This is a genomic window from Flavobacterium flavigenum, from assembly GCF_027111255.2.
GTDB lineage: Bacteria > Bacteroidota > Bacteroidia > Flavobacteriales > Flavobacteriaceae > Flavobacterium > Flavobacterium flavigenum.
Genome location: NZ_CP114285.2, coordinates 1651500 through 1677832, shown reverse-complemented (window position 1 = coordinate 1677832; position 26333 = coordinate 1651500). Strand labels below are relative to the sequence as shown.

Below are 26333 nucleotides of genomic sequence, written 5' to 3'. Positions count from 1 at the left end.
TATTTTTTTTTACATCAGGTGTTGTACATCTTAAAAATAGTTGTATTTTTGCATCCGCATTAGAGAAACACGGTCCGTTCGTCTATCGGTTAGGACGCCAGGTTTTCATCCTGGTAAGGGGGGTTCGATTCCCCCACGGACTACTTTTTTTCTTGCAGATTAAGTATTTTACTTGATATATTGGTCCGTTCGTCTATCGGTTAGGACGCCAGGTTTTCATCCTGGTAAGGGGGGTTCGATTCCCCCACGGACTACTAAAATTAGTTGTGAATAAGTTTTGTAAAATAGAAATTGGTGTCTCGGTTTTTGTTTTATTAGTTAAAACCAAAGTGATTGTTTTGCAATTGTGGGAGGTTTTTCTTTTTTAACTAGTATCTATAATAAATTATTACATCTAAAATTAAGAAAAATGGCAAATCATAAGTCAGCATTAAAAAGAATCAGAAGCAACGAAAAAAGAAGAGTTCTTAACAGATACCAGCATAAAACTACTCGTAACGCTATTAAAGCATTAAGATTAGCTACTGATAAATCTGATGCAGCTTCTAAATTATCAACTGTAATCTCTATGATTGATAAATTAGCTAAAAAGAACATCATCCACGATAACAAAGCTTCTAACCTGAAGTCTAAATTAACGAAACATGTTGCTAAATTGTAATTAATTACAATTCTTAAAATATAAAAGTCCTCTTACGAGGACTTTTTTTGTTTTAATAAGTTTGAATTGAAAGGTGATCGAAAATAAAACAGAAGAAATAGAAAACAGATTGACTTAATTGCTAATTTTGTATTCTAAAACAAAATTCAGATGAAACCTGTTTTGCACACAGATAGTCCATTTAAAACTATCATCTCTTTTCATAAATTAATTCAGTCTTTTGAAGAAATCGCTTTGTCTGATGTAGATTATCGCTCAAATTATGCAAAAGCTATTTTAAAGCAAATAGAATCAGTCCCGGAATTCAGGACAGGAATAGAAGATTACAGTCTGATTAAAAATCATGAGGCTTTAATCAAAAATATAATGGCTGACTTGTTTCCAACAGCTTTAACTCATAATGAGATAAAGGCAGTAACAATTCCTTTTCAAAATATCTCTTTTAATTATACCGAGCGATTTAAGAAAATTCTGCGCAATGCAGGCGATGAATTTTATATGGAAATCCGTGATTTTGATGATCACCAATTCTATATCAGTAATTGCTGCCTGATTTTGAGTAGCTATTATAAACAGAATATAGAGTTTAATAAAATCTTTTTCTATGATATTCCGGATGAAAGTGGAATTGAAAAACATTACCGTATTATGTACAATGCCGATTTTATGGAGATTACTCCAACAGCTAATTCGGTAGAACTCTCACAAGACGATATTGATTTACTGATTGATAATTATAGTGACATTGATCTCTGGAAAGCTAAATTTCCACCGGGAAGCTGGATATTAAAAGGTTTTGGAATTGTTTCTTTATTTGATGCCACGACAGAAAGTGCTATTTCGAATTTGAAAAGTAATTTGCTAAAACCGGATACAAAAACAGTGGCATCAAATGATATTATCGAAAATATCTTTAAATCAATCTTTAAAATTCCAGATCTAAAAGTCGGTTTTATCATCTACAATCCGGAGGAAGAAAAATTTATCAGACCTGTTAAGTTTGATAATCAGTTGCAGAGTTTCCTGCTTTCAACAAATCAGGAAGTAGAATGTAAAAACGCTTTTTTTGGTTGTTCTTTTGAAAATTTACTGGACAACCAAGAACCTTTTGTGATTTCTAATGTCCAGAAATTCACTGAAGAATCGGCAAACAAACATCTTGGGGAACATTTATTAAGGCAAAATATTCAGAGCTGTGTATTTGCTCCGGTTATTAAGGACGGAAATTTATTAGGTATTGTCGAATTGGTTTCAAAAGTTCCAAGAGCTTTAAATACAGTAAATGCTACAAAACTGGATTTGGTTTTGCCTTATCTTACCGATACAATTGACCGGTACAATACCGATATGCAACATCAGGTTGAAGCCATTATTCAACGAGAGTATACTACAATTCACCCTAGTGTATATTGGAAATTTAAAAAGGAATCTCAAAATTATTTTCAAAATACAAATCCAGCCAAAGATTATATTTTCAAGGAAATTGTATTTAAAAATGTATTTCCGCTGTATGGGCAAATCGATATAAAAGGTTCTTCTGAACACAGGAATGATACAGTGAGAAGGGATTTGAAAAATCAGCTTAGTACTATTTTAGAGATTTTCGAAAATCAGAAACCAAACAGCAATCTGATGCTTTTGGAGCAGCGTAAGTTTGAATTGGAATCGTTGCGGGATGAATTGGATCAGCCGTTAAAAGCGGATACTGAACAATATATTCAACGTTATATAGAAGAGGAAATTCACCCAATTCTAAAAAACACAAAAGATACGGCCATCAATAAAAAACTGGAAGAGCAATACTTTGAAAGTCTAGACGAAAAAACAGGAATGTTTTATCAGGAAAGAAAGAAGTTTGACAATGCGATGTCAATTATCAATAAAAAACTGGCTTCGGTTCTGGATAAAAAGCAATTAGAAGCTCAGCAAATATATCCGCATTATTACGAACGTTTTAAAACTGATGGTGTTGAGCATAACTTATATATAGGAGCTTCAATTTCGCCTACAAAACCTTTTGATATTATGTATCTGCATAATCTGCGTTTGTGGCAATTACAGACTTTATGTGAAATGGAGCTGGAACATCACCAGCTTAAAGAATCCCTGCCTTATGAATTGGATGTTACTTCGCTTATTTTAGTGTTTAGTTCTGCTCTTTCAATCCGTTTTAGAATGGATGAAAAACGTTTTGATGTTGACGGAACATACAACGCGAGATACGAAGTTGTTAAAAAACGTATTGATAAAGCACATATAAAAGGCAGTGCAGAGAGAATTACCGAGAAGGAAAAAATCACAATCGTATATTCTCAAAATAGTGAAGAAGCGGAGTATTTAAAATATATTAAATATTTACAGCATAAAAAAATACTGGAGCCTGCGATAGAACAATTTGAAGTGGAAGATCTTCAGGGGGTTTCAGGTTTGAGAGCAATTCGTGTAAAAGTAATTAATAATGTTACCAATGCTGCAACAAAGAAAATTACCTATCAGGATTTATTAGATGAGCTCAACTAAATGTTGAGCTTTTTAAATGCTTTTAAAAGCGATTACAAATGCAATTACCGTAATGATGATTCCAGTCATGAAAAAGTTATAAGCAATCCGGAGCAGGTTATATTTTCTTTGCAAAACTAAACCTAAATAATATAAATCTTTTATCATTGTAGAGTATAAATAATCACGGTCTTTCATCATTTCGTTCATGGCCCAGTCATATTCATGTAAAGGCATTTTATAAAAATTACCAAAAAACATCAAATTCACTTTTTTTGCTTCAACATCTTCGCGTGTAAAAATACCCGAAGTTACTTTAGGTCTGGTAGATAGAATGGCGAAAACAATGGTAATCACACTGGAAATCAGCATTATAAAAGTAGGGATTACCAGGTGGGCATTTTTTGGACTGTCTAATTTTGGAATGATAGAAGAAAGCGCAATTGAAATAATAATAGCATTTACAGATAATAAAATATTGGCTTTGCTGTCTGCAATCCCGCTTAAACGAGTATGGTTTCCTAAAGTGACACGAAATAAGGTATCAACACCACGCTCTGTTTTTTCTGATTTTTCCTTTTTTTTGTCTTCATCTTCAATTGTAGCCGCTTTTTTGATTTTCTGCTTATTTATTTTTTTCTGAATTTTGACTAAGTTTTTTTCTTTCAAAGGCTGCCAGTTTTTTTGAGCATAATCTGTATAAAAGTGATGTTTTGTCATTAAAAAATTGAAGTTTTCTGTCGCCCACTCCAGATTTGAAAAATCTACAATACCTGTGTTTTTTAATTCAAGGCGTAATAATTCGCAGGTACTAATATATTCGGGACTAATAATATGGATAAAATCGGCGTCCTTTATTATCTTTTCAAGATGATTTTTTGGAATATATTCTTTGGCTGTAGCCGAAATCAAATCTCCTACTTTTTTTATGAATTCATCTGTTTGATTTTTTTCTTTTAAAAATTTAGAAGCAATCCTGATACTTTCATTTTCATGGTTTTCATATCCACTAATATATCCGGTATCGTGAAACCATGCTGCTATTAAAAGTAATTCCCTGTCATCAGGATTTACATTTTCTTTTTCACAAAGTTCTTTAGTTGCATTTACCACACTAAATGTATGGTTAAAATTGTGGTAAGAATATAAAGCAGATAGTTTATCTTTGAGTAAATTAGTAACGAAATCTTCGGACTGTTCTATTAGGTTCATAGAGAATATTTTTATACCACTAAATTATGAAATTGTTTCTGGATAATCATTTTGTTGTAAGGATTAAAAGCCAAATTGTTCCATTTTTACTTTTGTCTTTAATCTATTCGTGTGCAACGCATCATGCTCAGTATGGAAAAAAGGTAAGCGCCAACGAAAACGAAAACGCAACAGATACCATAAAAATTGCACACACTTTTTATTTAGTTGGTGATGCTGGAAATGCAGATGAAGAAAAATCGCAGCAAACACTGGAATTGCTGCATAATAAATTGAAGAAATCCAGTAAAAGAGCTACGTTATTATTTTTAGGAGATAATATTTATCCTAAAGGTTTTCCGGACAGCAAAAAAGAAGCCGAAGTAAAACCTGCACAAACCAAACTGACCAATCAGCTCAAACTTACTAAAGGTTTTAAAGGAAAAACCATTTTTATTCCTGGAAATCACGATTGGTATAATGGTACAAAAGGGCTAGAGCTTCAGGCTGATTTTGTAACGAAATATCTCAATGATAAAAAAGCTTTCTTACCAAGAAAAAATTGCCCAATTGAAGAGGTAAAAATGGATAGCATTACTTCTTTAGTTACCATTGACAGCCAGTGGTTTTTAGAAGACTGGAACGACCATCCGACTATAAATGATAATTGCGATATTAAAACCAGGGAAGACTTTTTTGATGAGCTTGAAAATATTTTGAATAAAAACCAGGAAAAGACAATAGTTCTGGCGATGCATCATCCTTTAATGAGTAATGGTACACATGGCGGACAGTTTTCATTAGAGAAACAATTGTTTCCTTTAGAGAATAAAATTCCGCTTCCGGTTATTGGTTCTATGATTAATTTAATTAGAAAAACATCAGGAATTAGTCCGCAGGATCTTCAGAATAAGCAATACACCATTCTTTCGAAAAGAATAAAAGCACTTATTCAGGGGCAAAAAAATATCATTGTAGTTTCGGGGCATGATCACAACCTGCAGTTCATCAATAATGAGAATATCAATCAGATTATTAGCGGGGCAGGTTCGAAATCAGAAGCAGCAAGAGCAATAAATCCAAACGATTTCTCTTATGGAGGGAATGGTTATGCAGTATTGACATTGTTTAAAAGCGGGGATGCAAAAGTAAACTTCTATGGCAATGAAAATAATAAAGAAAAAATGCTTTTTGAACGTGAAATTATAAAAGCAAAAGAATTTAACTGGATCAAAAAAGCCTCTAATGATTTTCCTAAAACAGTTTCTTCTTCAATTTATACTGAAGAGATGACCAGAAAAAGTGCAGTGCATAAATTTCTTTTTGGAAATCATTATCGTCAATATTACAGTCTTCCAATAGAAGCTCAAACTGCAACCCTGGATACACTGAAAGGAGGCTTGAAACCGGTAAGAGAAGGAGGCGGACATCAATCAATATCATTAAGAGTCGTGGATTCTAAGAAAAGAGAATACGTTATGCGTGCCTTAAAAAAGAGCGCCACACAGTTTCTTCAATCTGTTGCTTTTAAGGATCAGTATGTCGAAACAGATTTTCAGGATACGTATGCGGAGGATTTTTTGCTTGACTTTTATACTACGGCACATCCTTACACACCTTTTTCAATTGGAAATATGGCTGATAAATTAGGATTAGCACATTCTAATCCGGTTTTGTATTATATTCCGAAGCAAAATGCCTTAAAAGAGTTTAATTCAAATTTTGGTGATGCATTATACATGATCGAAGAAAGGGCAGCAGATAATCAAAAAGATACACGAAGTTTTGGAAAACCAAATGATATTATCAGCACAGAGGATATGATGAAAAATCTTCATAAGGATGAAAAATACAGTGTTGATGAAAAAGATTACATGAAAGCACGATTGTTTGATATGCTTATTGGCGATTGGGACAGGCATCAGGATCAATGGCGCTGGGGAGAATATAAAGAAGGAGATAAAATTGTATATAGACCTATTCCTCGAGATCGTGACCAAGCTTTTACAAAATATGATGGTACCTTACTTTCTTTATTAATGAATATTCCCGCATTGCGGCACATGCGAAGCTTTAAAGATAAAATTGATAATGTAAAATGGCTTAATAGGGAACCTTATCCGTTAGATTTGGCTTTTGTCAGAGTAGCCGATAAAAGCGACTGGATTGCACAGGCAAAGTATATTCAGGACCATCTTTCGGATGCTGATATTGATAATGCTTTTAAAAACCTGCCAAAAGAAGTACAGGATGAAACTATTGAAGATATAAAACGAAAATTGAAAAGCAGAAAAAAAGAGCTTCAAAAATATGCTGCAGTCTATTCTGATGTCCTTTCACGAACAGTAATGATAGCAGGAACAGACAAAAAAGATAAGTTTGTTCTAAATCATGTTTCTAAAAATAACATCGAACTAAAAGTGTATCGCCTTAAAAAAGAGGGTGAAGAACTGCTTTATACCAAAGTTTATAACGATAAATTGACTAAAAATCTTTGGATTTACGGTTTAGATGATGATGATGTTTATGAAGTAAAGGGAAAATATAACTCAAGAATTTTAATTCGTTTAATTGGAGGACAAAACAATGATTTATATGCTGTTGATAATGGGAAAAGATTAAAGATTTATGATTTTAAATCAAAAAACAATACTTATAATCTTGATAAAAAAGCACAAAAAGTACTTACAGATGATTACGATGTGAATTTGTATAATTTTGAAAAACCGAAGTATAATGTTGTTGCAGGTTTACCAACAGCCGGTTTTAATCCTGACGATGGTGTGAAAATAGGAATCAATCTTAATTATACAGTTAATAATTTTAAACAAAATCCTTATACACAAAGGCATGTTTTAAATAGTTTCTATTATTTTGCTACAGGTGGCTTTGAGTTGGATTATACCTCTCATTTCCCTGGATTATTGGGAAATTGGATTATTGACGTTGAAGCAAAATATACTACGCCAAATTTTGCAATCAATTATTTTGGATATGGAAATGAAACAGTAAATGAGGATAAGGATTTAGGAATGGACTTCAATCGTGTTCGTATTCAAAAAATAAGAGTGGCACCTGCTGTAAGACACGTTGGCCGTTATGGAAGTGAATTGAGTTTTCAATCTGTTTTTGAAAAAATGAAAGTTGATGATACAGAAGGACGTTTTATTGACGTGCCTGGTGTTGTAAATCCTCATGTTTTTGACGGACAGCAATTTGCAGGGGCAACCATAAAATATAGTTTTAAAAATGCTGATTTTGCTTCAAAACCTTCGTTAGGAATGGGTTTTATGATTTCAGGCAGCTGGCTGACAAATCTGGATAACTCTAAACAGAACTTCCCTACTGTCGAAAGTAGTTTAAGCTTTGTACATAAAATCGATTCGCATGGCAAATTAGTTTTTGCAACTTTGTTTAAGACAAAAGCAATTTTAAATAATAACTACGAATTTTATCAGGGTGTCACTCTAGGCGGAGACAAAGATTTACGCGGTTACAGAACAGAAAGATTTTTAGGAAATACGTCTTATTCACAAAGTACGGATTTGCGCCTAAGTCTTGGAAAAATTCGAAAAACAATCGCTCCCCTGACTTATGGAATTTTAGCGGGGTTTGATTATGGTCGTATTTGGCTCGATGGCGAAGATTCAAAAAAATGGCATAATGATTTTGGAGGCGGAATCTGGCTTAACGGCGTAAATCTAATTACAGCCAGGGTTTCGTATTTCAAATCACCAGATGAAAGAGGAAGAGTTGTTGTAGGAGCGGCTTATAGTTTTTAGTTATTTTAATTTCAATTCATAAACATTACCGCCGACTTTATTGGTTTTCTCATCAGCAATTAACAAAGTAGTATTGTCTTTAAAAACGATTGCTTCTTTTTGTGAAAAATGATTTAAAGCAATTTCGGTTTGAGTTCCTTTATGGAAAGAATCGCCAGTAAAATCTTTGAATACTACAATTTTATCGTGACTTAACAATGCCACTTTTTTTCCATCCGGACTAATTGTTGCACTTGTTAGTACACAATGATTATAATTATTGCAGGTTTTAAATTCGCCAATTTTAACCGCTTTTTGAATTCCAGGAGCATTTAATATTTTGTAAATAAAAGCAGTTCCGTCAAAACCTTTACTACGGTTTTTGGTAAAAAGATAAAAATAATTCTGGTATTCAAAAAAGCTTTCAACATCATAAAATAATTCTTTTTTCTTAGGCGGAAATTCTGTCTGTTCAGGATAGGAAAAAGAAACTTTATATTCAGCAACAGTATTTTCTTTGTTTAATTCGTTTTCAGCTATTTTATAAATACACAAATCCTGACGATCATTATCATTATTGCCAAAGTCACCTATGTAAATATTTCCTGCTGTGTCTTTTGTAATATCTTCCCAATCTACATTTTTAGCGTTTGTAATGGCGATAGTCTTTTCTAATTTTCCTTCTGAATTTATAGCGTAAATTTCATTTTTATTTCCGCTGTCTTCCAAAGTATAAATCAGATTACTCTCAGGGAAATAAGTAATTCCTGAAACTTCCTTAAGCTTTTTAGGAAGCGAATAAAGCGTTTTTAAATCACTATTTGATTGCTGTTGGCAAGCGAGTAAAACAAGAGAAGTTACAATTAAGAAAGACTTTTTCATAAGATAAATTTTTAAATCAGGTTGGTGTTTTTAAAATTACGTGTAATAAATTCAAAAGCAGCATGCATGATATGCCCCATTGATTTCGCGTTTTTAAATTTCATATCATTAGTATAACGGTACAATTCCATTTTTAGCTGATTCAGATGCCCTTCCGTTGAAATAGTATCATGACACATTATATTTAAAAGCTTTTTAATTCTGTTTTCGGCAGAGTGAATTCGCTTTGCTAAAATAGCACGTTCTTCGTCTTTGTATTGAATAATAGAACGTTCTTCCAGCTTTTCCTTAATCAGTTTTATCATCGGATAATTTTCCTTAAAAAATTGTGGACGATAGACTTTAAAATTGCCTTCATAACATTGCTGGTCAAAATCGATTGGACGGATTTTATACACTACCTGATCAAAATCGTGGATAGGGACAATTACATAATTATAAGCACGCATGTCGCCTAAAAGCCTGATCATGCAGCGTTCATTGAATTTTACAAACTCTTTTGCGATTTGTGATTTTTCGGTTTCTGTACAGGAATCCAATAAAGTACCCATGAAAACATCACCGGGAATGCCGATAATATGTTCTTCAATCAATGTATCATTATAAACCAGAAAGTTGATTTTGTCCGGAGATAAAATATCTTCTAATTCCAGTCCGTAAATTCTCGATGCATCGGCTTTTTTGATGTAAAAATGAACATAATTATCGTTAAGGATATTTCGAACCTTAATACGGAAAGGTTTTGAATTACCAAATGTGCAGTAATCAATGGCATCAATATTAAGAAACTGGATAATTTCGCTATTTCCGTCAGAATGTAAAAGAGAATATATTTTCTTCAGGTTCAGATCAATTTCATTTCTTTCAAATTCATTATAATAGACTCTGATCCATAAAGTGTCAGCATCATTCTTATCATATACATTTATAGAGCCTGAAAAGCGCAATAAGTCATCATAAAACACAGAAACTTTAGAGATTCTTTCGTATCGTTCTAAGTAACTTAAAAGAGGCTGTGTCAGAGGGTAAGTAGGTTTTTTTAACAGCATTAAAGGCTCGCTCATTTTCAATATCTTTAATGCAAATTTACATTAATTTATTATTTAGGAGTAACAATATCTAAGTTGAAACGTCTTACTAAAAAACTAAAACCGAAATAAATTTGGAAACCATACTTACAATTGAAAATCTTCATAAAAGATATGGGCGGATTCAGGCCTTGAAAAATATATCTTTTGAAATACAAAAAGGACGCGTTTATGGTATTTTAGGACCAAACGGAAGCGGAAAATCAACCACTTTAGGAATTGTCCTGAATGTTGTAAACCGAACATCAGGGAATTATAGCTGGTTTGGTGGTAAAATGCAAACCCATGAAGCTTTAAAAAAAGTAGGTGCAATAATAGAGCGCCCTAATTTTTATCCTTACATGACCGCCGAAGAAAATCTGAAGCTGGTTTGTAAAATAAAAGGTATTAACTATTCTAAAATAAATGAAAAGCTTGATTTAGTAGGTTTAACAGAAAGGAAAAATAGCAAATTCAGTACTTTTTCTTTAGGAATGAAGCAGCGTCTGGCTATTGCTTCGGCACTTTTAAATGATCCTGAAATTTTAATTTTGGATGAACCTACAAATGGTTTAGATCCTCAGGGAATTCATCAGATTCGTGATATTATTAAAAAAATTGCTTCACAGGGAACGACTATTCTGCTGGCTTCACATTTATTGGACGAAGTTGAAAAAGTGTGTTCGCACGTAGTGGTTTTGCGAAAAGGGGAGATGCTGTATTCTGGCTCTGTTGACGGGATGTCTTCAAATGAAGGTTTCTTTGAGGTCCAGTCTGAGGACAATGAAACTTTGAAAGCTATTTTGAATGAACATCCTGCAGTTGACAGAATTGCTGAAGAAGAAGGAAAAATTTTGGTTTATTTGAAATCTGAATTGTCAGCTTCGGAACTCAATAAATTTTTATTCTCAAAAGATATTGCCCTAAGCCATTTAGTGAAGCGCAAAAATAGTTTAGAAGCCCAGTTTTTAGAATTAACCAAAAATGCCAACGCTCAAAATAACTAAACCATGAACAGACTTATTTCAATAGAGTTCCAAAAAATCTGGAAAAACAAAGCCAGTAAAGTATTGACACTAACATATTTCATTTTACTTTCATTTATAGCTTTAATTGCATCGATAAAATTTGATTTGGGAATTTTTAGATTTCACTTAGCAGAAATGGGAATTTTTAATTTTCCTTTTATTTGGCATTTTAATACATATGTAGCCGCATGGCTGAAATTTTTTCTGGCTATTGTAATAGTGTCTATGATGGCTAACGAATATAGTTATGGTACTTTAAAGCAAAATTTGATTGATGGGCTTAGCAAAAAAGAATTTGTGTTGTCTAAATTCTTTACAGTTGTTGTTTTCGCATTTTGCTCTACAATATTCGTTTTCGTAATGAGTCTTATTTTGGGACTTTGTTTTTCATCTTATACTGAATTTGGAATTATTTTTACTGATTTAGATTATCTTCTGGCTTTTTTTATAAAGTTGACGGGTTTCTTTTCTTTTTGTTTGTTTTTAGGAATTTTCGTAAAACGATCTGCTTTTGCATTGGGTTTTCTTTTGGTTTGGAGCATATTGGAAGGAATCGCGAAAGGTATTTTAGTATTTAAAATATTCCCCGACAGCTCTATTGGATATACTATTATGAAGTTTTTTCCATTAGAAGCCATGTCAAATTTAATTATTGAACCATTTACAAGATTGTCAGTAATTAAAAATATTGGCAATCAAATGGGAGTTGATAATGTGAAGGATTATAGTGTTGACTATTTCTCTGTTTTAATTGTCCTGGTCTGGACATTTTTGTTTGTTTACTTTTCATACAAACTTTTGAAAAAAAGGGATTTGTAATGTTTTAAATAATTTGTTTGTTTTTTTAAAAAATTATTGAAATGTATTAAAAACTAATTGGTATAAAGTAAAAAAATGATTTACGTTAAGCATAAAGCGGATTTTAGTTAAAAAAGATAAAGTTCCGAGATTAAATTTAAGTTCTGATCTTTAGAAATTAAATAAAGGTTAAAAAAAAGAATCCCAAACTCCATTTTAAACTGGAATTTGGGATTTTTGAATATTGAAACTTAAATATAATTAGATTTTAAATCTTTTTCTGTCGGTTTCAGTTAAATAAATCTTTCTCAAACGGATAGATTTTGGAGTAACTTCTACATATTCATCCTTTTGAATATATTCTAAAGCTTCTTCTAAAGAGAAAATGATTGGAGGAATAATTCTCGCTTTTTCATCAGCTCCTGAAGAACGAACGTTAGATTGTTTTTTCTCTTTAGTTACGTTTACACACATATCATCACTACGAGAGTTTTCTCCAATTACCTGACCTTCGTAGATTTCAGCATTTGGTTCAACGAAAAACTTACCACGGTCTTGTAATTTATCGATAGAATATGGAATAGCTTTTCCTTTTTCCATAGAAATTAATGAACCTTTGTTACGTCCGGCAATTTCTCCTTTGTAAGGCTCATATCCAATAAAACGGTGTGCCATAATAGCTTCACCTGCTGTTGCAGTAAGTAATTGGTTACGCAATCCAATAATTCCACGTGATGGAATATTGAATTTTACAATCATACGTTCCCCTTTAGTTTCCATGCTCAGCATTTCTCCTTTACGCATAGTAACAAACTCAACTGCTCTACCTGAAAGGTTTTCCGGTAAATCGATTGTTAATTCCTCAATTGGCTCACACTTTTTACCATCAATTTCTTTGATGATAACCTGTGGCTGTCCGATTTGTAATTCATACCCTTCTCTTCTCATTGTTTCAATAAGAACAGATAAGTGAAGTACACCACGACCAAAAACCATGAATTTATCAGCAGAATCAGTTTCACCTAACTTCATAGCTAAGTTTTTCTCTAATTCTTTTGTTAAACGCTCTCTAATATGACGAGAAGTTACGAATTTACCTTCTTTACCAAAGAAAGGAGAGTCATTAATAGTAAACAACATACTCATTGTAGGCTCATCAATAGCAATAGATGCTAATCCTTCTGGATTTTCGTGATCAGAGATAGTATCACCAATTTCGAAACCTTCAACACCAACAACAGCACAAATATCACCAGCAATTACTTCTGTAACTTTTTTACGTCCAAGACCTTCAAAAGTATGTAATTCTTTAATTCTTGATTTTGTTACAGTACCGTCTCTTTTTACTAAAGATATTGGCATTCCTTCTTTCAAAACACCTCTTTCTAAACGACCGATAGCAATACGACCAGTAAATGCAGAGAAATCCAAAGAAGTAATTAACATTTGTGGATTTCCTTCAGAAACTTTAGGAGCTGGTACATTTTCAACAACCATATCCAATAATGCTTCAACATTATCAGTTACGTTTTCCCAATGATCTGACATCCAGTTGTTTTTTGCAGAACCATAAACTGTTGGGAAATCCAACTGCCATTCTTCAGCACCTAATTCAAACATTAAGTCAAAAACTTTTTCGTGAACTTCTTCCGGAGTACAGTTTTCTTTATCAACTTTATTGATAACTACACAAGGCTTAAGACCTAAGTCAATAGCTTTTTGTAATACAAAACGAGTTTGTGGCATTGGACCTTCAAAAGCATCCACTAGCAAACATACACCATCGGCCATGTTCAATACACGCTCTACTTCACCTCCAAAATCGGCGTGGCCTGGAGTATCAATAATATTGATTTTTGTTCCTTTATATTGAACAGAAACGTTTTTAGAAGTAATAGTAATACCTCTCTCACGCTCTAAATCGTTATTATCAAGAATTAAATCACCTGTGTTTTCGTTTTCACGAAATAACTGACAGTGATACATAATTTTATCAACCAAAGTGGTTTTACCGTGATCGACGTGGGCAATAATTGCAATGTTTCTAATAGATTCCATCTGTGATTTTTAATGGGCGCAAAGGTACACTTTATTTTGATAAAAAAAACGTTTTGAGGATAGTTTACGTAATGCCAGCGAATTAGTTTAACGAAATAGTAATAATTCAATAGATTTAAACATGTCTCTATTTGGTTAATTTTGGTTTATTTTCCTATATTTGAGTAATGAAAAGTAAACCTAAACAAATTACGCTGATATTTATTATCATTTCGTTATTTATGGCTGTATTGTGTCATAAATTGTTGGTTTGCTACGCTTTAAAAGCTGAATTCTTTTATCTTAGCTTTGTCAAAGACATCGTTTATATATTTTTTACCGGAGTTGTTTTCAATTACATTTTAGCTAAAAATGAAAACAGAAATATCTCTATTTTAAAGAAAATGCAGCTTACCAATGAAGAGATCAAAGAGTCTAATGAAAAGTACGATATTGTTGCAAAAGCTACCAGTGATACAATATGGGACTGGAGAATTCAGGAAGATTATATTACATGGAATAAAGGAATAGAAACTGTTTTTGGATATAAACACGAAGATGTAGGTGTGACCTCGAAATGGTGGTTCGATAAAATTCATCCGGAAGACAGTATCAGGATGTCTGTTAAATTATACTCTTTTATTGAACAGAAAACTGAAAAGTGGCAGGATCAATACCGCTTCAGGTGTGCAGACGGAAACTATAAATATGTTTTGGACAGAGGCTTTCTTTTAAAGGATGAAAATGGCAAGGCTATCAGGATGATAGGGGCTATTCAGGATATTACAAAACAAAAAGAAGAGGAACAGCGGCTTAAACTTTTAGAAACCGTAATTATTCAGTCTAAAGATTCTATTTTGATTACCGAAGCAAATTCTACTGATGGTAAAATTCCGAGAATTGTTTACGTAAACCCTGCTTTTTCTAAAATGTCCGGCTACGAATCCGATGAAATCCTGGGGCAGTCGCCAAATGTTTTTAAAGGGCCAAATTCAGATTCTGAAGCATTAAAAAAAGTATTAAAAGCTATAAAGGAAGAAAAGGAATGTCTAATTGAAACCATAAGTTACAGCAAAGATAAACAGGAGTATTGGGTTCGTTTTTCTATGATTCCAATTTTTAATTCAGAGGGTGTTTTGTCCCATTGGATATCGATTCAGCAGGATATTACAGAAGAAAGAAAACTGGAAACCGAAAAAGAGCATTTAATTCGCGAATTAACTCAGAATAATAAGGATTTAAAGCAGTTTTCGTATATAACTTCGCATAACCTTAGGGCTCCGTTGTCTAATTTAATGGGATTGTTGAATCTGATTGAATATATACCTATCGATAATCCTGAGTTACAGGAAATTCTTAATGGTTTTTATAAGTCAACGTATCTTTTAAATGAAACAATTAATGATTTGGTAAAGGTGATCATTATAAAAGATAATCCTTCGATGCAGAAAGAAATGGTTTCTTTGTCTGAGGTTTTTGAAAATGTATTTGGTCAGTTGTCTTTTCAAATAGAGACACATAAGCCTATAATAAAACTTAAGCTGGATAAAGTTCCATTACTTAATACTAATAAGGCTTATATTGAAAGTATATTATTAAATTTGTTAACGAATTCGATCAAATACAAATCTGAGAATAGAAAGTTAAAAATTTCAATAACCGCTGAACAAGTTGGTCAGACAGTTTTTTTGACTTTTACTGATAATGGAATCGGTATTGATTTAGAAAGAAATGGTGATAAAGTTTTCGGATTATACCAAAGATTTCATAATTATCCCGATAGCAAAGGCCTTGGTTTGTATCTTGTTAAATCGCAGGTTGAAACTATGGGAGGAACAATTACTGTTGAAAGTGAGGTCAACAAAGGAACCTCATTTATCATAACATTTAAAAATTAATTTATGCTGGAAGAAATTTTATGTATTGATGATGACCCTATTACATTAATGCTGTCTAAAAAAGTAATTGCAAAAGCAGGTTTTTCTGATTTAATCATCACAGCTCAAAATGGCGAGGAAGCTTTATCATATTTCAATACTTTAAAATATAGTAAAGATCAGCCGGTAAAAAAGCCACAATTGATTTTTCTGGATTTGAATATGCCGGTGATGGGAGGCTGGGAGTTTTTAGATCATTTTACAACGTCTGATTATGAGGAATTTAATTCTATAAATGTTATCGTTTTATCTTCTACAATTAATCCTGAAGATTTAGCAAAAGCAAAAAAATATCCTATTATAATTGATTTTCTTTCTAAGCCGATAACGATGCAAATGCTTGAATACCTTAAAAATAAAATTGAATTATAATAAAAAAACGGCAATTAGATTTAATTGCCGTTTTTTGTTTAAGTAAGTAATAGAAAATGAATCCTCCTTAGTTTTTTTCTTCTTTATTGAAATATACTAAGTAGTAATACATTTGTTTTTCTTCATCCCAGCCTTTTTCGACAAATTTTTCTGCGCTTTCAGGATTAATAAAGTCCATTTTAATCTGAATGTGTGTATCCAGATTAATTACGTTTTTAATCGATTTTCTGGCGTCAGAAACGGCGGCGTTAGCAATAGGGAATGAGGTAACATCTTCGATGCTGTATTTTTCTCCTTTATCGACTTTATAGTTTTTAAATTCGGGGATTAAATCAGGGTTATCTAATACTTCATTTAGAAAATTCTGTTCTTCAAACTGATCATTTTTAGCGAAATAATTCACAGATCGGTTCATAAACATTACTTCTTCTTTCTTGTCTTCTGCCGGTAAAACAACATCTTTCGCAAAGTTTTGGCAGAATTTTAAATATTTTTTGGTAATGAAATTTTCATCTTCAAAAGCATCAACAGATAAAAAGTGTTCAAGCCAGTAACGTGCATCATAACGGTTGCTGTCAACAGTTAAGATTTTGTAACCTTCTTCCTTTTTGTAATTAAAAATAAGGCATCCTTTATCTAATTTACTCAGGTTGATTCCCTGCTGTAAAATCATTTCAAGATTACTGTCTTTTTCTTCAAATTGTAAAAAATCAGATTGTAATTCGCTTTTGAAAATCCCGATGGCATCAACTACATTATTATCTATACTTAAATTAGTTAAATAGGTTACATAAACCTCTCCGTTTTTAATATGCGGATGATTGGACTGTTCGTATAAATGCTTCGTGATTTTTTTTGAAACTTCCTGAACACTGGATGGATTTGCAAAAATTTCAGTTGCAAATTTAAACATGTCGTTGTAGTCCAGGTCCACTTCGTGTGCAAACTGATAGTAGTTTTCTTCTTTTTCTCTAAAAGGTTTAAAAAAGTACTCTTTTATCAAGGGTACAATTTCATCATTTAAATTAAAGGGCTGTTCCGATAAAAAAATCGCTTCATTTCGGCTTTTATTTCCTACGCGATGTATCGCCAGGGTTTCGATGTGGGTATTGAAAAGGTTTATCATTTTTTTCTAGTTTCAAAGAGTCAGAGTGACAAAGTGACAAAGGTTATTTGCGGTCTTTTAATTTTTTTATAAAAGCGCTCAGCATTCGTTCTAATTCTCTACTTTCTCCGTTTGTTTTACTGAATTGATACTCGTTTATATATTTTAAATTGAATGAAATTTCAAGTTGTGTCTGCATTTCGAATAATGACGACATAGAAATATTGAGGAATCGTAATAATTCAGTTTTTCCATCTCTGCCGTATCCTTCCGCAATATTACTAGGTATTGATATTGATGATCTTCTAATTTGCGAAGACAATCCGTAAATTTCTTCTTTTGGGAATGAATTTGTTAGTTGGTAAATTTCTGTTACCAGATTCATAGATTTTTGCCAGATAAAAAGGTCTCTAAAAGTTTTCATATTTAATGTTTAAAAATACAAACACAAAAATAAGTAAAAACTTACATTTTTAAATATTAGCTTTCAAAAGAAAGCCTTTGCACCTTTGTCACTCTGTCACTTTGAATCTTCAAAAAACTAATTCCAATTCTCCTCAAAACCAAAATCCTCAAAGCTGTCGTCTCCTTCGAACATATCAAGATCGTCTTCATCTAAATCATCTTCAAATTCACCGTAGATATCATTGTGCATATCATCAGATTCGAAGTTTTTTTCTGTAGCTTCATCAGGCATTTCACCATGAGAAAATAAAGTTTCAGGATAAGTAACCCCAACTTGTTCATCTTCGATAGCAGCCAGTTCAACTAAGAAAGTCCACATGCTGATGAAATCATAAACGTATATAATCTTCGTATTTTGTTTGTCTAAAATACTAGATAACGGATAATCGTTCATGGTTCTGATTTCGCCTGGAATATCTCCTGTGTCAAAAAGCGGAATTTCATCTTCCTGATTCCATGTGTCATCACAAGTATAAAATGAAGCCACTTCTGATCCGTCAAATCCAAAAGCGTTGAAAATTGCATTGTGTAAATCCTCAAGGGTATCATCTTCAAGAATTGCAATGTCTCTAAAAATATCTTCTTCGGCGTCCAGAATGACTCTAAATTTATAAACCATAATCTTTGTATTTTTTGAAAAGTCAAAGGTAAAATATAAAAAACGAAATATGAATTGTGAGGTGAGATTTGTTGAAAAGATTTTTGATTTTGGTAATTTACTTTCCAGTCTCAATAAATTGCAAAGCACGATCGAAAATCTCGTCTCTCCCTTCTTGAATTCCTTTGATTGTTTGTTTAATTTCAATATCTGGAACAATTCCAATACGTTGGGTTTCTTTTAGATTTGGATAAAAAACGCCATAACATGTAAATGATGTTTGAAAACCTTTCATAATATGAAAACGAGCATTTGCACCATCAGCTCCTGCAGTTTGACTACCGATTATTGTTACTTTAGGGGCTGCTTTTAAACACATTGCTGTATATTCAGAATGACTAATCGATTTTTCATTTATTAAAAGAATTACTTTCCCTTTGTAATGTTCAGGGTTAATTCTGCCACACGTTTCAACGCCATTTCTCCAAATATACCTGCCTGGAAAACTTAAATCGGGGTCAATAAATTTAACAAATTCTGTAGGTTTTGGATTTAAGTATTCAGCTATTGTATAATTAGTGTTTTTAGGGTAATTTCTGACATCAAAAATAATAGCTTTGGTTGATTGTAAGGTTTCAATCATATCAGGAACATTTTTAACGTTTAAAATTCCCATATCAACATAGCCTATATTATTTTCTAAAACTTTAAATTTTTCTTTTTTAGTTTTGGCACCTTTTTTATATTCATTTCTGTGTGAATCATGTTCATCATACCAATTTATAGTTTTTGTTATATACTTTCCGTCTTGAAGAAATTCTAACTCAACAGTATCTGAATATCCAGATAATGCGGATTCAGTTAGTTTGTTTAGATAAGCAGCTTCATTTGATGCTGCAATTAAATCTCTATTTTCTGCAATGATTTGTTTTATCGTTTTGTTATTTACCTTAGTAATAACAGTACCTATTTTTATATTTTGAGTTTCTGCCAGACTATCTGCCAGAATTTCTGTGACAACTATTTTTTCATCAATGATTTTACATTTGGCTGGAAAATAATTTAAGATTTTATTAGAATCTTGGTCTGAATATCTATAAAACGTAACATGAGAGTCATTAAGTTTAACGGTTAGTCGTTGCATCGCGTCATAAAAATCGTCTTCATTTTTTGCTTCCATAAAAAGAGGAATCATTTTTTCTAAAGTGATATCCCATTTTTGATCCATTTGATATTTATATGGAAAAAAGTATTGTACATAATTCCAATATCTAAAAAGCGTTAAAATGCGTAAATTTTTATCTGTCCATTTAAAATCTGGATATTTAACGTCATTGTTAAATTTCAAAATGTTATCAGATTCAGGGTCATATTGCACAAAATACTGTTTTCCTTGATATCTATTGACTTCAATAAACTTAAGTTTCTTTGAAAGGCTTTTAGAAAATACTTTAGAATTACTAGCCCATGACAAATCAAAGTTTTTATCAAAATACTTAATATCTTTTGACTGAATTATTGGTGTGGTTTCCTTTACATCTCCAAGAGAATTTATCCAGTTTTCGAGAATTAATGAAAAATCTTCTTTGGTTTTTGCATTCTCTACCTCAGGCAAAATTGTAAAAAGCTGTTTGTCCCAGTTTTTACTTCCGTTTGCCACATTTGGATGGTAATATTTCAAAAACCCCCATACTTTGCAGGTATTGGCAAGTTTTTGGTTTTCAGTAAGAATGTTGCTGGCAAATGTCGTTTGTACAATTGTAAATAATAATACTAAAATTCTATTTTTCATTAAGGTTATTTTGGTTAAAGTGAGATTATTTTTACCAAAAATAACATTTAAAATGTCAAACAATAATAATTACAAAAATATACAGATAACTATTATAAATTAGTTTCTAATAACTTTTGAAAGTCTCTTTCTAAGTTTGTTGTATTTTTTATGAGTTGGATAACGCCTGTTGGCTGTCATATTATTAAAAATCAAGGCCACAATAAGCAAAATCAAAACACCAATAAGGACAGGAGATACTACATACATATAGCCCAAACTTTTTATTTTATCCGAACCAATGATCGCAATTAATGCAGTCGCTCCTCCGGGTGGATGCAGCGTTTTCGTGACCTGCATTAAAATAATTGCGAAAGAAACGGCCAGGGGAGCGGCTATCCAGATAATATCTGGTGCTAATTTATGTACTGTAACACCAACAAAAGCCGAAATTAAATGACCTCCAACTAAATTCCTGGGCTGAGAAAACGGACTCTGAATAATTCCGTAGACAAGTACGCTAGAAGCTCCAAAAGAACCAATTAAATATACCGCATCATTTCCTGAAAAATGCATCGATTGAATATAAGCCAGGATTCCGATCCCAACAAAGGATCCTAAAAAAGACCAAAAATGTTCTTTATAATCAACTAGAGTTTCTTTGTAAAGAATGTAACGTGTTTTGCGATATCCTCTTTTTATTTTTTGAACGGGCATTTTGTAATTTTGTTTTGCTATAATTGATTTTTCGTTATGTTTTTAAATACACTTTGCTGTACGTAACAATGGTGATGATTCTGTTAATGGATGGATTATTAGCCTGAAATTATTTTGTTATACCTGGAGAATAACTATATACCGTATAGGGATAAATCATTTTTGCGGTGTATTTCGAAATTAAGCAAACGACAAGAATCGGAAAAAATAAGGTGTAATCGTTTGTAAGTCCGCATACTAAAAATATAGCTGTAAAAGGTGCGTGGATGCTGGCACTTAATACCGCAGCCATTCCGATAATCATAAAATTTACCGGAATTACATGAACCTGAAAAAAAGTATTTAAGACCGAAGCCAGTAATAATCCTAAAAAAGCCCCTATAAAAAGACTTGGTGCAAAAACACCTCCATCTCCTCCCGAAGCTAATGTAATGGAGGTTACAATGGGTTTAAGGAGTAATATGCCAATAAAAGTTAAGGCTAAAGTAAATGTCATAATTTGGTTTGGAGCAATAAAACTGGTTTTAATGGCATGATATCCCTCACCGTACAATTGCGGAAAAATAAATAGTGAGATGCTTAAAACCGCAGAGCCAATTATGATTTTGTAATAATGCGTATCAATTTTTCCGAATTGGGATTTAAAAAATAAAACGCATCGGGTCAGGTAAACAGAATTCATTCCGGCCAAAATTCCTAAAAGAATAAAATACGGAATCGCTTTTAGATGCCATGTTGTGATTGAAATGGCAAACAAAGGTCCTTCTTTTAGGATAGTAAGCAATCCAAAAGCAATAGAAACTGCTATGACATTTGATATGATAAATGCCCGGGTCACTTTTCTTGAAATAACTTCAAAAGCAAACAAAATTCCCGCAATCGGACTGCTGAATAATGCCGTAACTCCGGCAGCAACTCCTGCGCAAATTAATTCGGTTTTGTATTGACGGAAAACATTTTCTTTTTCGTGGGCTACAGAGCCAATGGTTGCTGTTGCGACTACTGTAGAAACTTCGATTCCGGTTGAACCTCCAAAAATAACAGTTAACAATCCGTTGATGAAGTGAGAAGGGATTTTATAAGAAGGTAAATTTTTAGATTTAGAACCGGTACTTTCAAAAACCTCTTTGATTCCTTTATTTTCTTTTTTCTTAAAAAGATATTGTCTGAGGAAATAAATTACGGATAATCCGAAAACGGGAAAAATGATATAAAAAATGGGATTTACCGATACTTCGTGAAAAAAGATTTCCTCGTAATATTCTGTAATTCTTTTAAGTGAAATTCCGAGAAAAGCAGAGAGAAAGCCAATTAATAAGGAAACAATAACTAATTTTCGAAACTTAATAAATTGATGATTTTTTTTGATTTGCGCCGTTTTGTTCATCAGACTATAAATTTTGTAGTATCGCATTTTTTATGCGGATTACAAAATTAGAGAATCAAATTGGGTTTTAAATAAAAAATACTCAGTATAATATGTTAAAATTAAGGATATGAGAAAAATCTTTCAGTGTGTTTTTAATAGCATAGCGTTGAAATATCTCAATAATGATCATCTTTCATAAAATTCTATTGGTAATAAATCGGGGTCCGCGATAAAAGTAAATCGCTTTTCTGTCGTTTCATCTATACGGATAGGTTCTGATTCGATGTTTTTAGAATGCAAAAGAGCAACAGTTTCATCTAAATTAATCACTTCAAAAGCCAAATGACGCAAACCAACAGCTTCAGGTTTTGAAGGTCTTTTGGGAGGATTTGGAAATGAAAATAACTCAACAACATAAATGCCGTTAAGGGCTAAATCAAGTTTATATGACTGACGTTCCTCGCGGTATATTTCTCGGATGATGGTTAATCCCAAAACCTCAGTATAAAAGGTTTTAGATTTTTGATAATCAGAGCATAAAATAGCGATGTGGTGAACTTTGTTTAAGGTAAGCATTATATATTTGATCCAGATTCCTGATTTAATTTTCGTATTACTTTTGCGGGATTTCCAACAGCGAGTGAATTATCCGGAATGTTTTTGGTAACAACTGATCCGGCTCCTATTACACAACCTTTCCCGATAGTTACACCCGGACAAATTACAGTGTTTCCGCCAATCCAGGTATCATCTCCAATAGAAACAGGATAAGCATTTTCCAGTGTTTTTCTTAATTCAGCATCAAGTGGGTGAGACGCAGTGTAAATCTGAACATTGGGTGCAATAAATACATTTGACCCAATAGTTACAGTTGCACAATCTAAAACAACACAATTTACATTAAAATAGACATTGTCTCCCGCAATAATATTATATCCGTAATCGCAATGAAATGGGGGCTCAATGTAAAAACCGGTTCCGGTATTGGGAATCAATTCCTTTAAAATTTCTTTTGCTTTTTTAGTAACCCTGTACTCTTTTACATTTAAACTATGAAGCAGGTTTTTTGCTCTCCTGCGGCCTTTTACTAATTCAGCATCAAAAGCATTATAGTATTCACCGCTGATCATTTTTTCTTTCTCTGTTTTCATTATTTATTTTGCCGATTAAAGCATCTTCTTCAAAATAACAATCTGCCCTAAATGATAAACATCGTGCTGAATGATTCCGTGAATGTGTTCGTAATAGGTGTGATTATTGTTGGCATATATTTTTCCTAAATCAGCATCATCAAAATCTTCAAAGAAAGTATTCCAGGCTTCTTGTGATTTTGCCAGATTTTGAAGTGACTGCTCCCAGGCAGCTTCAGATGGATCCAGAACAGGCACAAAATAGTTATGATCCGGAGTGATGATTACTTCTCCCTGCATACGTTTTAAAATGTTTCTTCTCCATTGTATAAGATGATTCACAATTTCCCAAATCGTATTCAGATTCGGATTTACTTTCCTGTACGCCTGTTCGGCAGTAATATCTCTTAACGTATGTGCTAAAGTAACTTCCAGCCAGGGATTTCCATTATAAATAGACTGATATAGATTTGAAATTCTTTTACTTTCTGACATAATAATGTTTTTTTCAATTCATAGCTAAGATACAAATTAGTATTTTACAACTCATCCCCAAAAATCTACAATTGGGTTATTTAATATTTTTTAACAAGAATAGTTGAGATACATTTGCTTCATCAAAATCAAAAGAAGACATGAAAACCAAATTATTTTTAACAATACCCTTTTTATTTTTTGCAGCATTTATTTTCGCTCAAAATACTATTTCAGGAAAAGTTCTTGACCAAAAAGGAAAACCGGTTGCTGGTGCCAATATTTATCTGGACGGAACATACGATGGCGCAACGAGTTCTGAAACAGGAGAATTTTCTTTTGAAACTACAGAAACCGGAAATAAATTTTTAGTGGTAAGCTTTTTACTTTTCGAAACTTTCAAACAAGAAATTGATGTTGCGAATTATAAAGATCAGACAATTAAATTAAGAGAAAATATAAATGCTTTAGATGCTGTTGTCATCACCGCCGGAACTTTAGAATCTGGAGAAAAAGCAAGAGTGTCTGTTTTAAAGCCACTGGATATTGTGACAACAGCAGGTTCTGCCGGAAATATTATAGCGGCTTTACAAACGTTGCCAGGAACACAAAGTGTGGGGGAAGACGGACGTTTGTTTGTTCGTGGAGGTGAAGCAAACGAAACGCAAACTTTTGTAGACGGAATTCGCGTAGCACAGCCATACGGTGCTACAACTAATAATTTACCAACCCGAAGCAGATTTTCTCCTTTCTTATTTAGCGGGATCGCTTTTTCTACCGGAGGTTATTCTGCTGAATATGGTGAGGCATTATCTAGTGTTTTGCTTTTAAATACGCAGGATGAAGAAGATCACGAAAAAACTGATATCGGATTTATGACGGTTGGTTTGAGTTTAGGAAACACACAAAAATGGAAAAAAAGTTCCTTAAGTGTAAATATGATGTACGTTAATTTGGCACCTTATCAGGCGGTGATCCCACAAAATGTAGATTGGAATAATCCATATCAGTCTTTAGGAGGCGAAACGGTTTACAGATATAAATTTACAAACGGAATTTTCAAACTTTACGCTTCTTTCGATTCAGAAAAATTCGATTTAAATCAGAAAAATATCAATTTTGAAAACCCGATCAGAACAGATATGAACAATAATAATTTCTATCTGAATTCATCTTACAAAGGAAGTATCGGGCCAGGATGGCAGCTGACATCAGGAATCAGTTACGGATACAGCAAAAACAAATTGAAATATGATATTACTGGTATTGAGGGTCAGGAAAATGCGGCACAGTTAAAACTAAAATTGTCAAAAAAGATTTCCAATTATTTTAGATTGTCTTTTGGTGCTGATTATTTTATTACCAAATACAACGAAGATATTGCTACTGCTACGTCTTTTGAAAACGGTTACGATTCAAATATTTTTGCATCTTATGCAGAAGGAGATGTTTCATTCTCTAAAAATTTAGCTTTGAAAGTTGGTTTAAGATATTCAAACAACAGTTTATTAAACGAAAATAATATTGCGCCAAGAGCTTCATTAGGTTATAAACTTTCGAAAACCAGTCAGTTTTCTTTTGCTTACGGAGATTTTACTCAGACTCCGGTTGTGGATTATATTAAATATTCAAAATACCATCAGTTTGAAAGCGAAAAAGCAAGTCATTATATTTTGAATTACACGTTTTCAAAACCAGGACAATTGCTTAGAACAGAGCTCTATTATAAAAATTATAAGAATTTAGTTCAGTACGATACCAGGGATATTCAGTACAATTCTGTTTTCAGTAACAACGGTTCAGGTTACGCAAAAGGTTTCGATTTGCTTTGGAGAGACAGCAATTTGTATAAAAACTTAGAATATTGGATTTCATATTCTTATATAGATTCGGAAAGACAATACAAAAACTTTCCAAATATGGTAACACCAAGTTTTGTAGCCAATCATAATTTATCAGTTGTAACGAAATATTTTATAACAGACTGGAAATCGCAAATTGGATTTACAAACAGTTTCAGTTCAGGACGCCCGTATAATGACCCAAACCAAACACAGTTTATGAATGGAAAAACAAAATCATACAACAGTTTAAGTTTTAACTGGGCGTATTTATTAACCACACAAAAAATCCTTTATTTCTCTGTTTCAAATCTTTTAGGAACACAAAACGTTTTCGGATACGATTACGCCAGAAATCCGGATTCGAGCGGCGTTTATCAAAGACAAGCTATAGTTCCAACCGCAGACAGATTCTTCTTCGTAGGTTTCTTCTGGACCATTAGCCAGAACAAAAATGAGAATCAGTTAAAGAATCTTTAAGAGGTTTTCAGACAATAGGATATTCAGTTGTTAAGAGAAAAAACTTAGTTCCTCAGAAACTTAGCATCTTAAACAAAAACAATTCAGTAACCAAAATCAACAACTCAGTATCATTTAATTTCATAAGACTAAAAACCAGCATACTTTTGA

Annotated in this window: 21 protein-coding genes and 2 tRNA genes; 10 read left to right on the top strand and 13 right to left on the bottom strand. The window is 32.6% G+C overall.

The window, feature by feature from the left end; all coding sequences use genetic code 11:
• Positions 1-71: 71 nt before the first annotated feature.
• From OZP09_RS06440 to OZP09_RS06425, 4 genes are all read left to right on the top strand, one after another.
• Positions 72-143 (top strand) — tRNA-Glu (locus OZP09_RS06440).
• A gap of 39 nt (positions 144-182) precedes the next feature.
• Positions 183-254, top strand: a tRNA-Glu gene (locus OZP09_RS06435).
• A 155-nt stretch (positions 255-409) separates the two neighbouring features.
• Entirely contained in the window at positions 410-661 is a 252-nt protein-coding gene (gene rpsT, locus OZP09_RS06430; protein ID WP_041517133.1) for a 30S ribosomal protein S20, read from the top strand.
• A 150-nt stretch (positions 662-811) separates the two neighbouring features.
• Entirely contained in the window at positions 812-3181 is a 2370-nt protein-coding gene (locus OZP09_RS06425) for a GAF domain-containing protein (protein ID WP_281310478.1), read from the top strand.
• A 12-nt stretch (positions 3182-3193) separates the two neighbouring features.
• Here OZP09_RS06425 and OZP09_RS06420 read toward each other — a convergent pair whose 3' ends face one another.
• Positions 3194-4372: a Pycsar system effector family protein gene (locus OZP09_RS06420; RefSeq protein ID WP_281310477.1), complete on the bottom strand. Its 1179-nt coding sequence runs from the start codon at positions 4370-4372 to the stop codon at positions 3194-3196.
• A gap of 26 nt (positions 4373-4398) precedes the next feature.
• Between OZP09_RS06420 and OZP09_RS06415 the strand changes: the two genes are divergently transcribed.
• Positions 4399-8133, top strand: a complete 3735-nt coding sequence (locus tag OZP09_RS06415; RefSeq protein ID WP_281310476.1) for a metallophosphoesterase — start codon at positions 4399-4401, stop codon at positions 8131-8133.
• On the opposite strand, the gene OZP09_RS06410 is transcribed toward OZP09_RS06415, so the two are convergent.
• The gene (locus OZP09_RS06410) at positions 8134-8994 is read right to left on the bottom strand and encodes an SdiA-regulated/phytase-like domain-containing protein (RefSeq protein WP_281310475.1); all 861 of its coding nucleotides are present in this window, start codon (positions 8992-8994) and stop codon (positions 8134-8136) included.
• 11 nt (positions 8995-9005) lie between these two features.
• The gene (locus OZP09_RS06405; protein ID WP_269237071.1) at positions 9006-10058 is read right to left on the bottom strand and encodes a hypothetical protein; all 1053 of its coding nucleotides are present in this window, start codon (positions 10056-10058) and stop codon (positions 9006-9008) included.
• Between the two features lie 98 nt (positions 10059-10156).
• On the opposite strand from OZP09_RS06405, the gene OZP09_RS06400 reads away from it, so the two are divergent.
• Both OZP09_RS06400 and OZP09_RS06395 read left to right on the top strand, forming a co-directional pair.
• On the top strand, positions 10157-11068 hold the full coding sequence (locus OZP09_RS06400; RefSeq protein WP_269237070.1) for an ABC transporter ATP-binding protein: 912 nt from the start codon (positions 10157-10159) through the stop codon (positions 11066-11068).
• A gap of 3 nt (positions 11069-11071) precedes the next feature.
• Entirely contained in the window at positions 11072-11908 is an 837-nt protein-coding gene (locus OZP09_RS06395) for an ABC transporter permease (RefSeq protein WP_281310474.1), read from the top strand.
• A gap of 240 nt (positions 11909-12148) precedes the next feature.
• Here the strand turns inward: OZP09_RS06395 and typA are convergent, their stop codons facing one another.
• Positions 12149-13945, bottom strand: a complete 1797-nt coding sequence (gene typA, locus OZP09_RS06390) for a translational GTPase TypA (protein ID WP_269237068.1) — start codon at positions 13943-13945, stop codon at positions 12149-12151.
• 167 nt (positions 13946-14112) lie between these two features.
• Here typA and OZP09_RS06385 point away from each other — a divergent pair, with 167 nt between their 5' ends.
• Together OZP09_RS06385 and OZP09_RS06380 are read left to right on the top strand one after the other, a co-directional pair.
• Positions 14113-15822 carry a PAS domain-containing sensor histidine kinase gene (locus OZP09_RS06385; RefSeq protein ID WP_269237067.1) on the top strand — a complete coding sequence of 570 codons (1710 nt, stop codon included), beginning with the start codon at positions 14113-14115 and terminating at the stop codon, positions 15820-15822.
• 3 nt (positions 15823-15825) lie between these two features.
• Positions 15826-16233 carry a response regulator gene (locus OZP09_RS06380; RefSeq protein WP_269237066.1) on the top strand — a complete coding sequence of 136 codons (408 nt, stop codon included), beginning with the start codon at positions 15826-15828 and terminating at the stop codon, positions 16231-16233.
• A gap of 67 nt (positions 16234-16300) precedes the next feature.
• Here OZP09_RS06380 and OZP09_RS06375 read toward each other — a convergent pair whose 3' ends face one another.
• From OZP09_RS06375 to OZP09_RS06335, 9 genes are all read right to left on the bottom strand, one after another.
• Complete coding sequence (locus tag OZP09_RS06375; protein WP_163394336.1) at positions 16301-17359, bottom strand: nucleoid-associated protein; 1059 nt, start codon at positions 17357-17359, stop codon at positions 16301-16303.
• 43 nt (positions 17360-17402) lie between these two features.
• Complete coding sequence (locus OZP09_RS06370) at positions 17403-17762, bottom strand: four helix bundle protein (protein ID WP_269237064.1); 360 nt, start codon at positions 17760-17762, stop codon at positions 17403-17405.
• A 117-nt stretch (positions 17763-17879) separates the two neighbouring features.
• Complete coding sequence (locus OZP09_RS06365) at positions 17880-18422, bottom strand: plasmid pRiA4b ORF-3 family protein (protein ID WP_223682941.1); 543 nt, start codon at positions 18420-18422, stop codon at positions 17880-17882.
• A gap of 97 nt (positions 18423-18519) precedes the next feature.
• Entirely contained in the window at positions 18520-20061 is a 1542-nt protein-coding gene (locus OZP09_RS06360) for a S41 family peptidase (RefSeq protein ID WP_269237063.1), read from the bottom strand.
• Between the two features lie 231 nt (positions 20062-20292).
• Positions 20293-20889, bottom strand: coding sequence for an HPP family protein (locus OZP09_RS06355; protein WP_281310473.1), 597 nt, complete (start codon positions 20887-20889; stop codon positions 20293-20295).
• A gap of 109 nt (positions 20890-20998) precedes the next feature.
• Positions 20999-22303, bottom strand: coding sequence for a chloride channel protein (locus tag OZP09_RS06350; protein ID WP_281310472.1), 1305 nt, complete (start codon positions 22301-22303; stop codon positions 20999-21001).
• A 141-nt stretch (positions 22304-22444) separates the two neighbouring features.
• Positions 22445-22834 carry an SMU1112c/YaeR family gloxylase I-like metalloprotein gene (gene gloA2 / locus OZP09_RS06345; protein ID WP_269237060.1) on the bottom strand — a complete coding sequence of 130 codons (390 nt, stop codon included), beginning with the start codon at positions 22832-22834 and terminating at the stop codon, positions 22445-22447.
• On the bottom strand, positions 22834-23409 hold the full coding sequence (locus tag OZP09_RS06340; RefSeq protein ID WP_269237059.1) for a sugar O-acetyltransferase: 576 nt from the start codon (positions 23407-23409) through the stop codon (positions 22834-22836). The genes gloA2 and OZP09_RS06340 overlap by 1 nt, the downstream gene beginning before the upstream one ends.
• A 15-nt stretch (positions 23410-23424) precedes the next feature.
• Positions 23425-23883 (bottom strand): DinB family protein, encoded by a 459-nt coding sequence (locus tag OZP09_RS06335; protein ID WP_269237058.1) that lies wholly within the window; start codon positions 23881-23883, stop codon positions 23425-23427.
• 140 nt (positions 23884-24023) lie between these two features.
• On the opposite strand from OZP09_RS06335, the gene OZP09_RS06330 reads away from it, so the two are divergent.
• Entirely contained in the window at positions 24024-26183 is a 2160-nt protein-coding gene (locus tag OZP09_RS06330) for a TonB-dependent receptor (RefSeq protein ID WP_269237057.1), read from the top strand.
• The last annotated feature ends 150 nt before the right edge of the window (positions 26184-26333 follow it).

Excerpts from the sequence above, each read along its gene's own strand:
- rpsT (WP_041517133.1), top strand. The coding sequence starts at position 410 with ATGGCAAATCATAAGTCAGCATTAAAAAGAATCAGAAGCAACGAAAAA.
- OZP09_RS06425 (WP_281310478.1), top strand. The coding sequence starts at position 812 with ATGAAACCTGTTTTGCACACAGATAGTCCATTTAAAACTATCATCTCT.
- OZP09_RS06420 (WP_281310477.1), bottom strand. The coding sequence starts at position 4,372 with ATGAACCTAATAGAACAGTCCGAAGATTTCGTTACTAATTTACTCAAA.
- OZP09_RS06415 (WP_281310476.1), top strand. The coding sequence starts at position 4,399 with ATGAAATTGTTTCTGGATAATCATTTTGTTGTAAGGATTAAAAGCCAA.
- OZP09_RS06410 (WP_281310475.1), bottom strand. The coding sequence starts at position 8,994 with ATGAAAAAGTCTTTCTTAATTGTAACTTCTCTTGTTTTACTCGCTTGC.
- OZP09_RS06405 (WP_269237071.1), bottom strand. The coding sequence starts at position 10,058 with ATGAGCGAGCCTTTAATGCTGTTAAAAAAACCTACTTACCCTCTGACA.
- OZP09_RS06395 (WP_281310474.1), top strand. The coding sequence starts at position 11,072 with ATGAACAGACTTATTTCAATAGAGTTCCAAAAAATCTGGAAAAACAAA.
- typA (WP_269237068.1), bottom strand. The coding sequence starts at position 13,945 with ATGGAATCTATTAGAAACATTGCAATTATTGCCCACGTCGATCACGGT.
- OZP09_RS06385 (WP_269237067.1), top strand. The coding sequence starts at position 14,113 with ATGAAAAGTAAACCTAAACAAATTACGCTGATATTTATTATCATTTCG.
- OZP09_RS06380 (WP_269237066.1), top strand. The coding sequence starts at position 15,826 with ATGCTGGAAGAAATTTTATGTATTGATGATGACCCTATTACATTAATG.
- OZP09_RS06375 (WP_163394336.1), bottom strand. The coding sequence starts at position 17,359 with ATGATAAACCTTTTCAATACCCACATCGAAACCCTGGCGATACATCGC.
- OZP09_RS06370 (WP_269237064.1), bottom strand. The coding sequence starts at position 17,762 with ATGAAAACTTTTAGAGACCTTTTTATCTGGCAAAAATCTATGAATCTG.
- OZP09_RS06365 (WP_223682941.1), bottom strand. The coding sequence starts at position 18,422 with ATGGTTTATAAATTTAGAGTCATTCTGGACGCCGAAGAAGATATTTTT.
- OZP09_RS06355 (WP_281310473.1), bottom strand. The coding sequence starts at position 20,889 with ATGCCCGTTCAAAAAATAAAAAGAGGATATCGCAAAACACGTTACATT.
- OZP09_RS06350 (WP_281310472.1), bottom strand. The coding sequence starts at position 22,303 with ATGCGATACTACAAAATTTATAGTCTGATGAACAAAACGGCGCAAATC.
- gloA2 (WP_269237060.1), bottom strand. The coding sequence starts at position 22,834 with ATGCTTACCTTAAACAAAGTTCACCACATCGCTATTTTATGCTCTGAT.
- OZP09_RS06340 (WP_269237059.1), bottom strand. The coding sequence starts at position 23,409 with ATGAAAACAGAGAAAGAAAAAATGATCAGCGGTGAATACTATAATGCT.
- OZP09_RS06335 (WP_269237058.1), bottom strand. The coding sequence starts at position 23,883 with ATGTCAGAAAGTAAAAGAATTTCAAATCTATATCAGTCTATTTATAAT.
- OZP09_RS06330 (WP_269237057.1), top strand. The coding sequence starts at position 24,024 with ATGAAAACCAAATTATTTTTAACAATACCCTTTTTATTTTTTGCAGCA.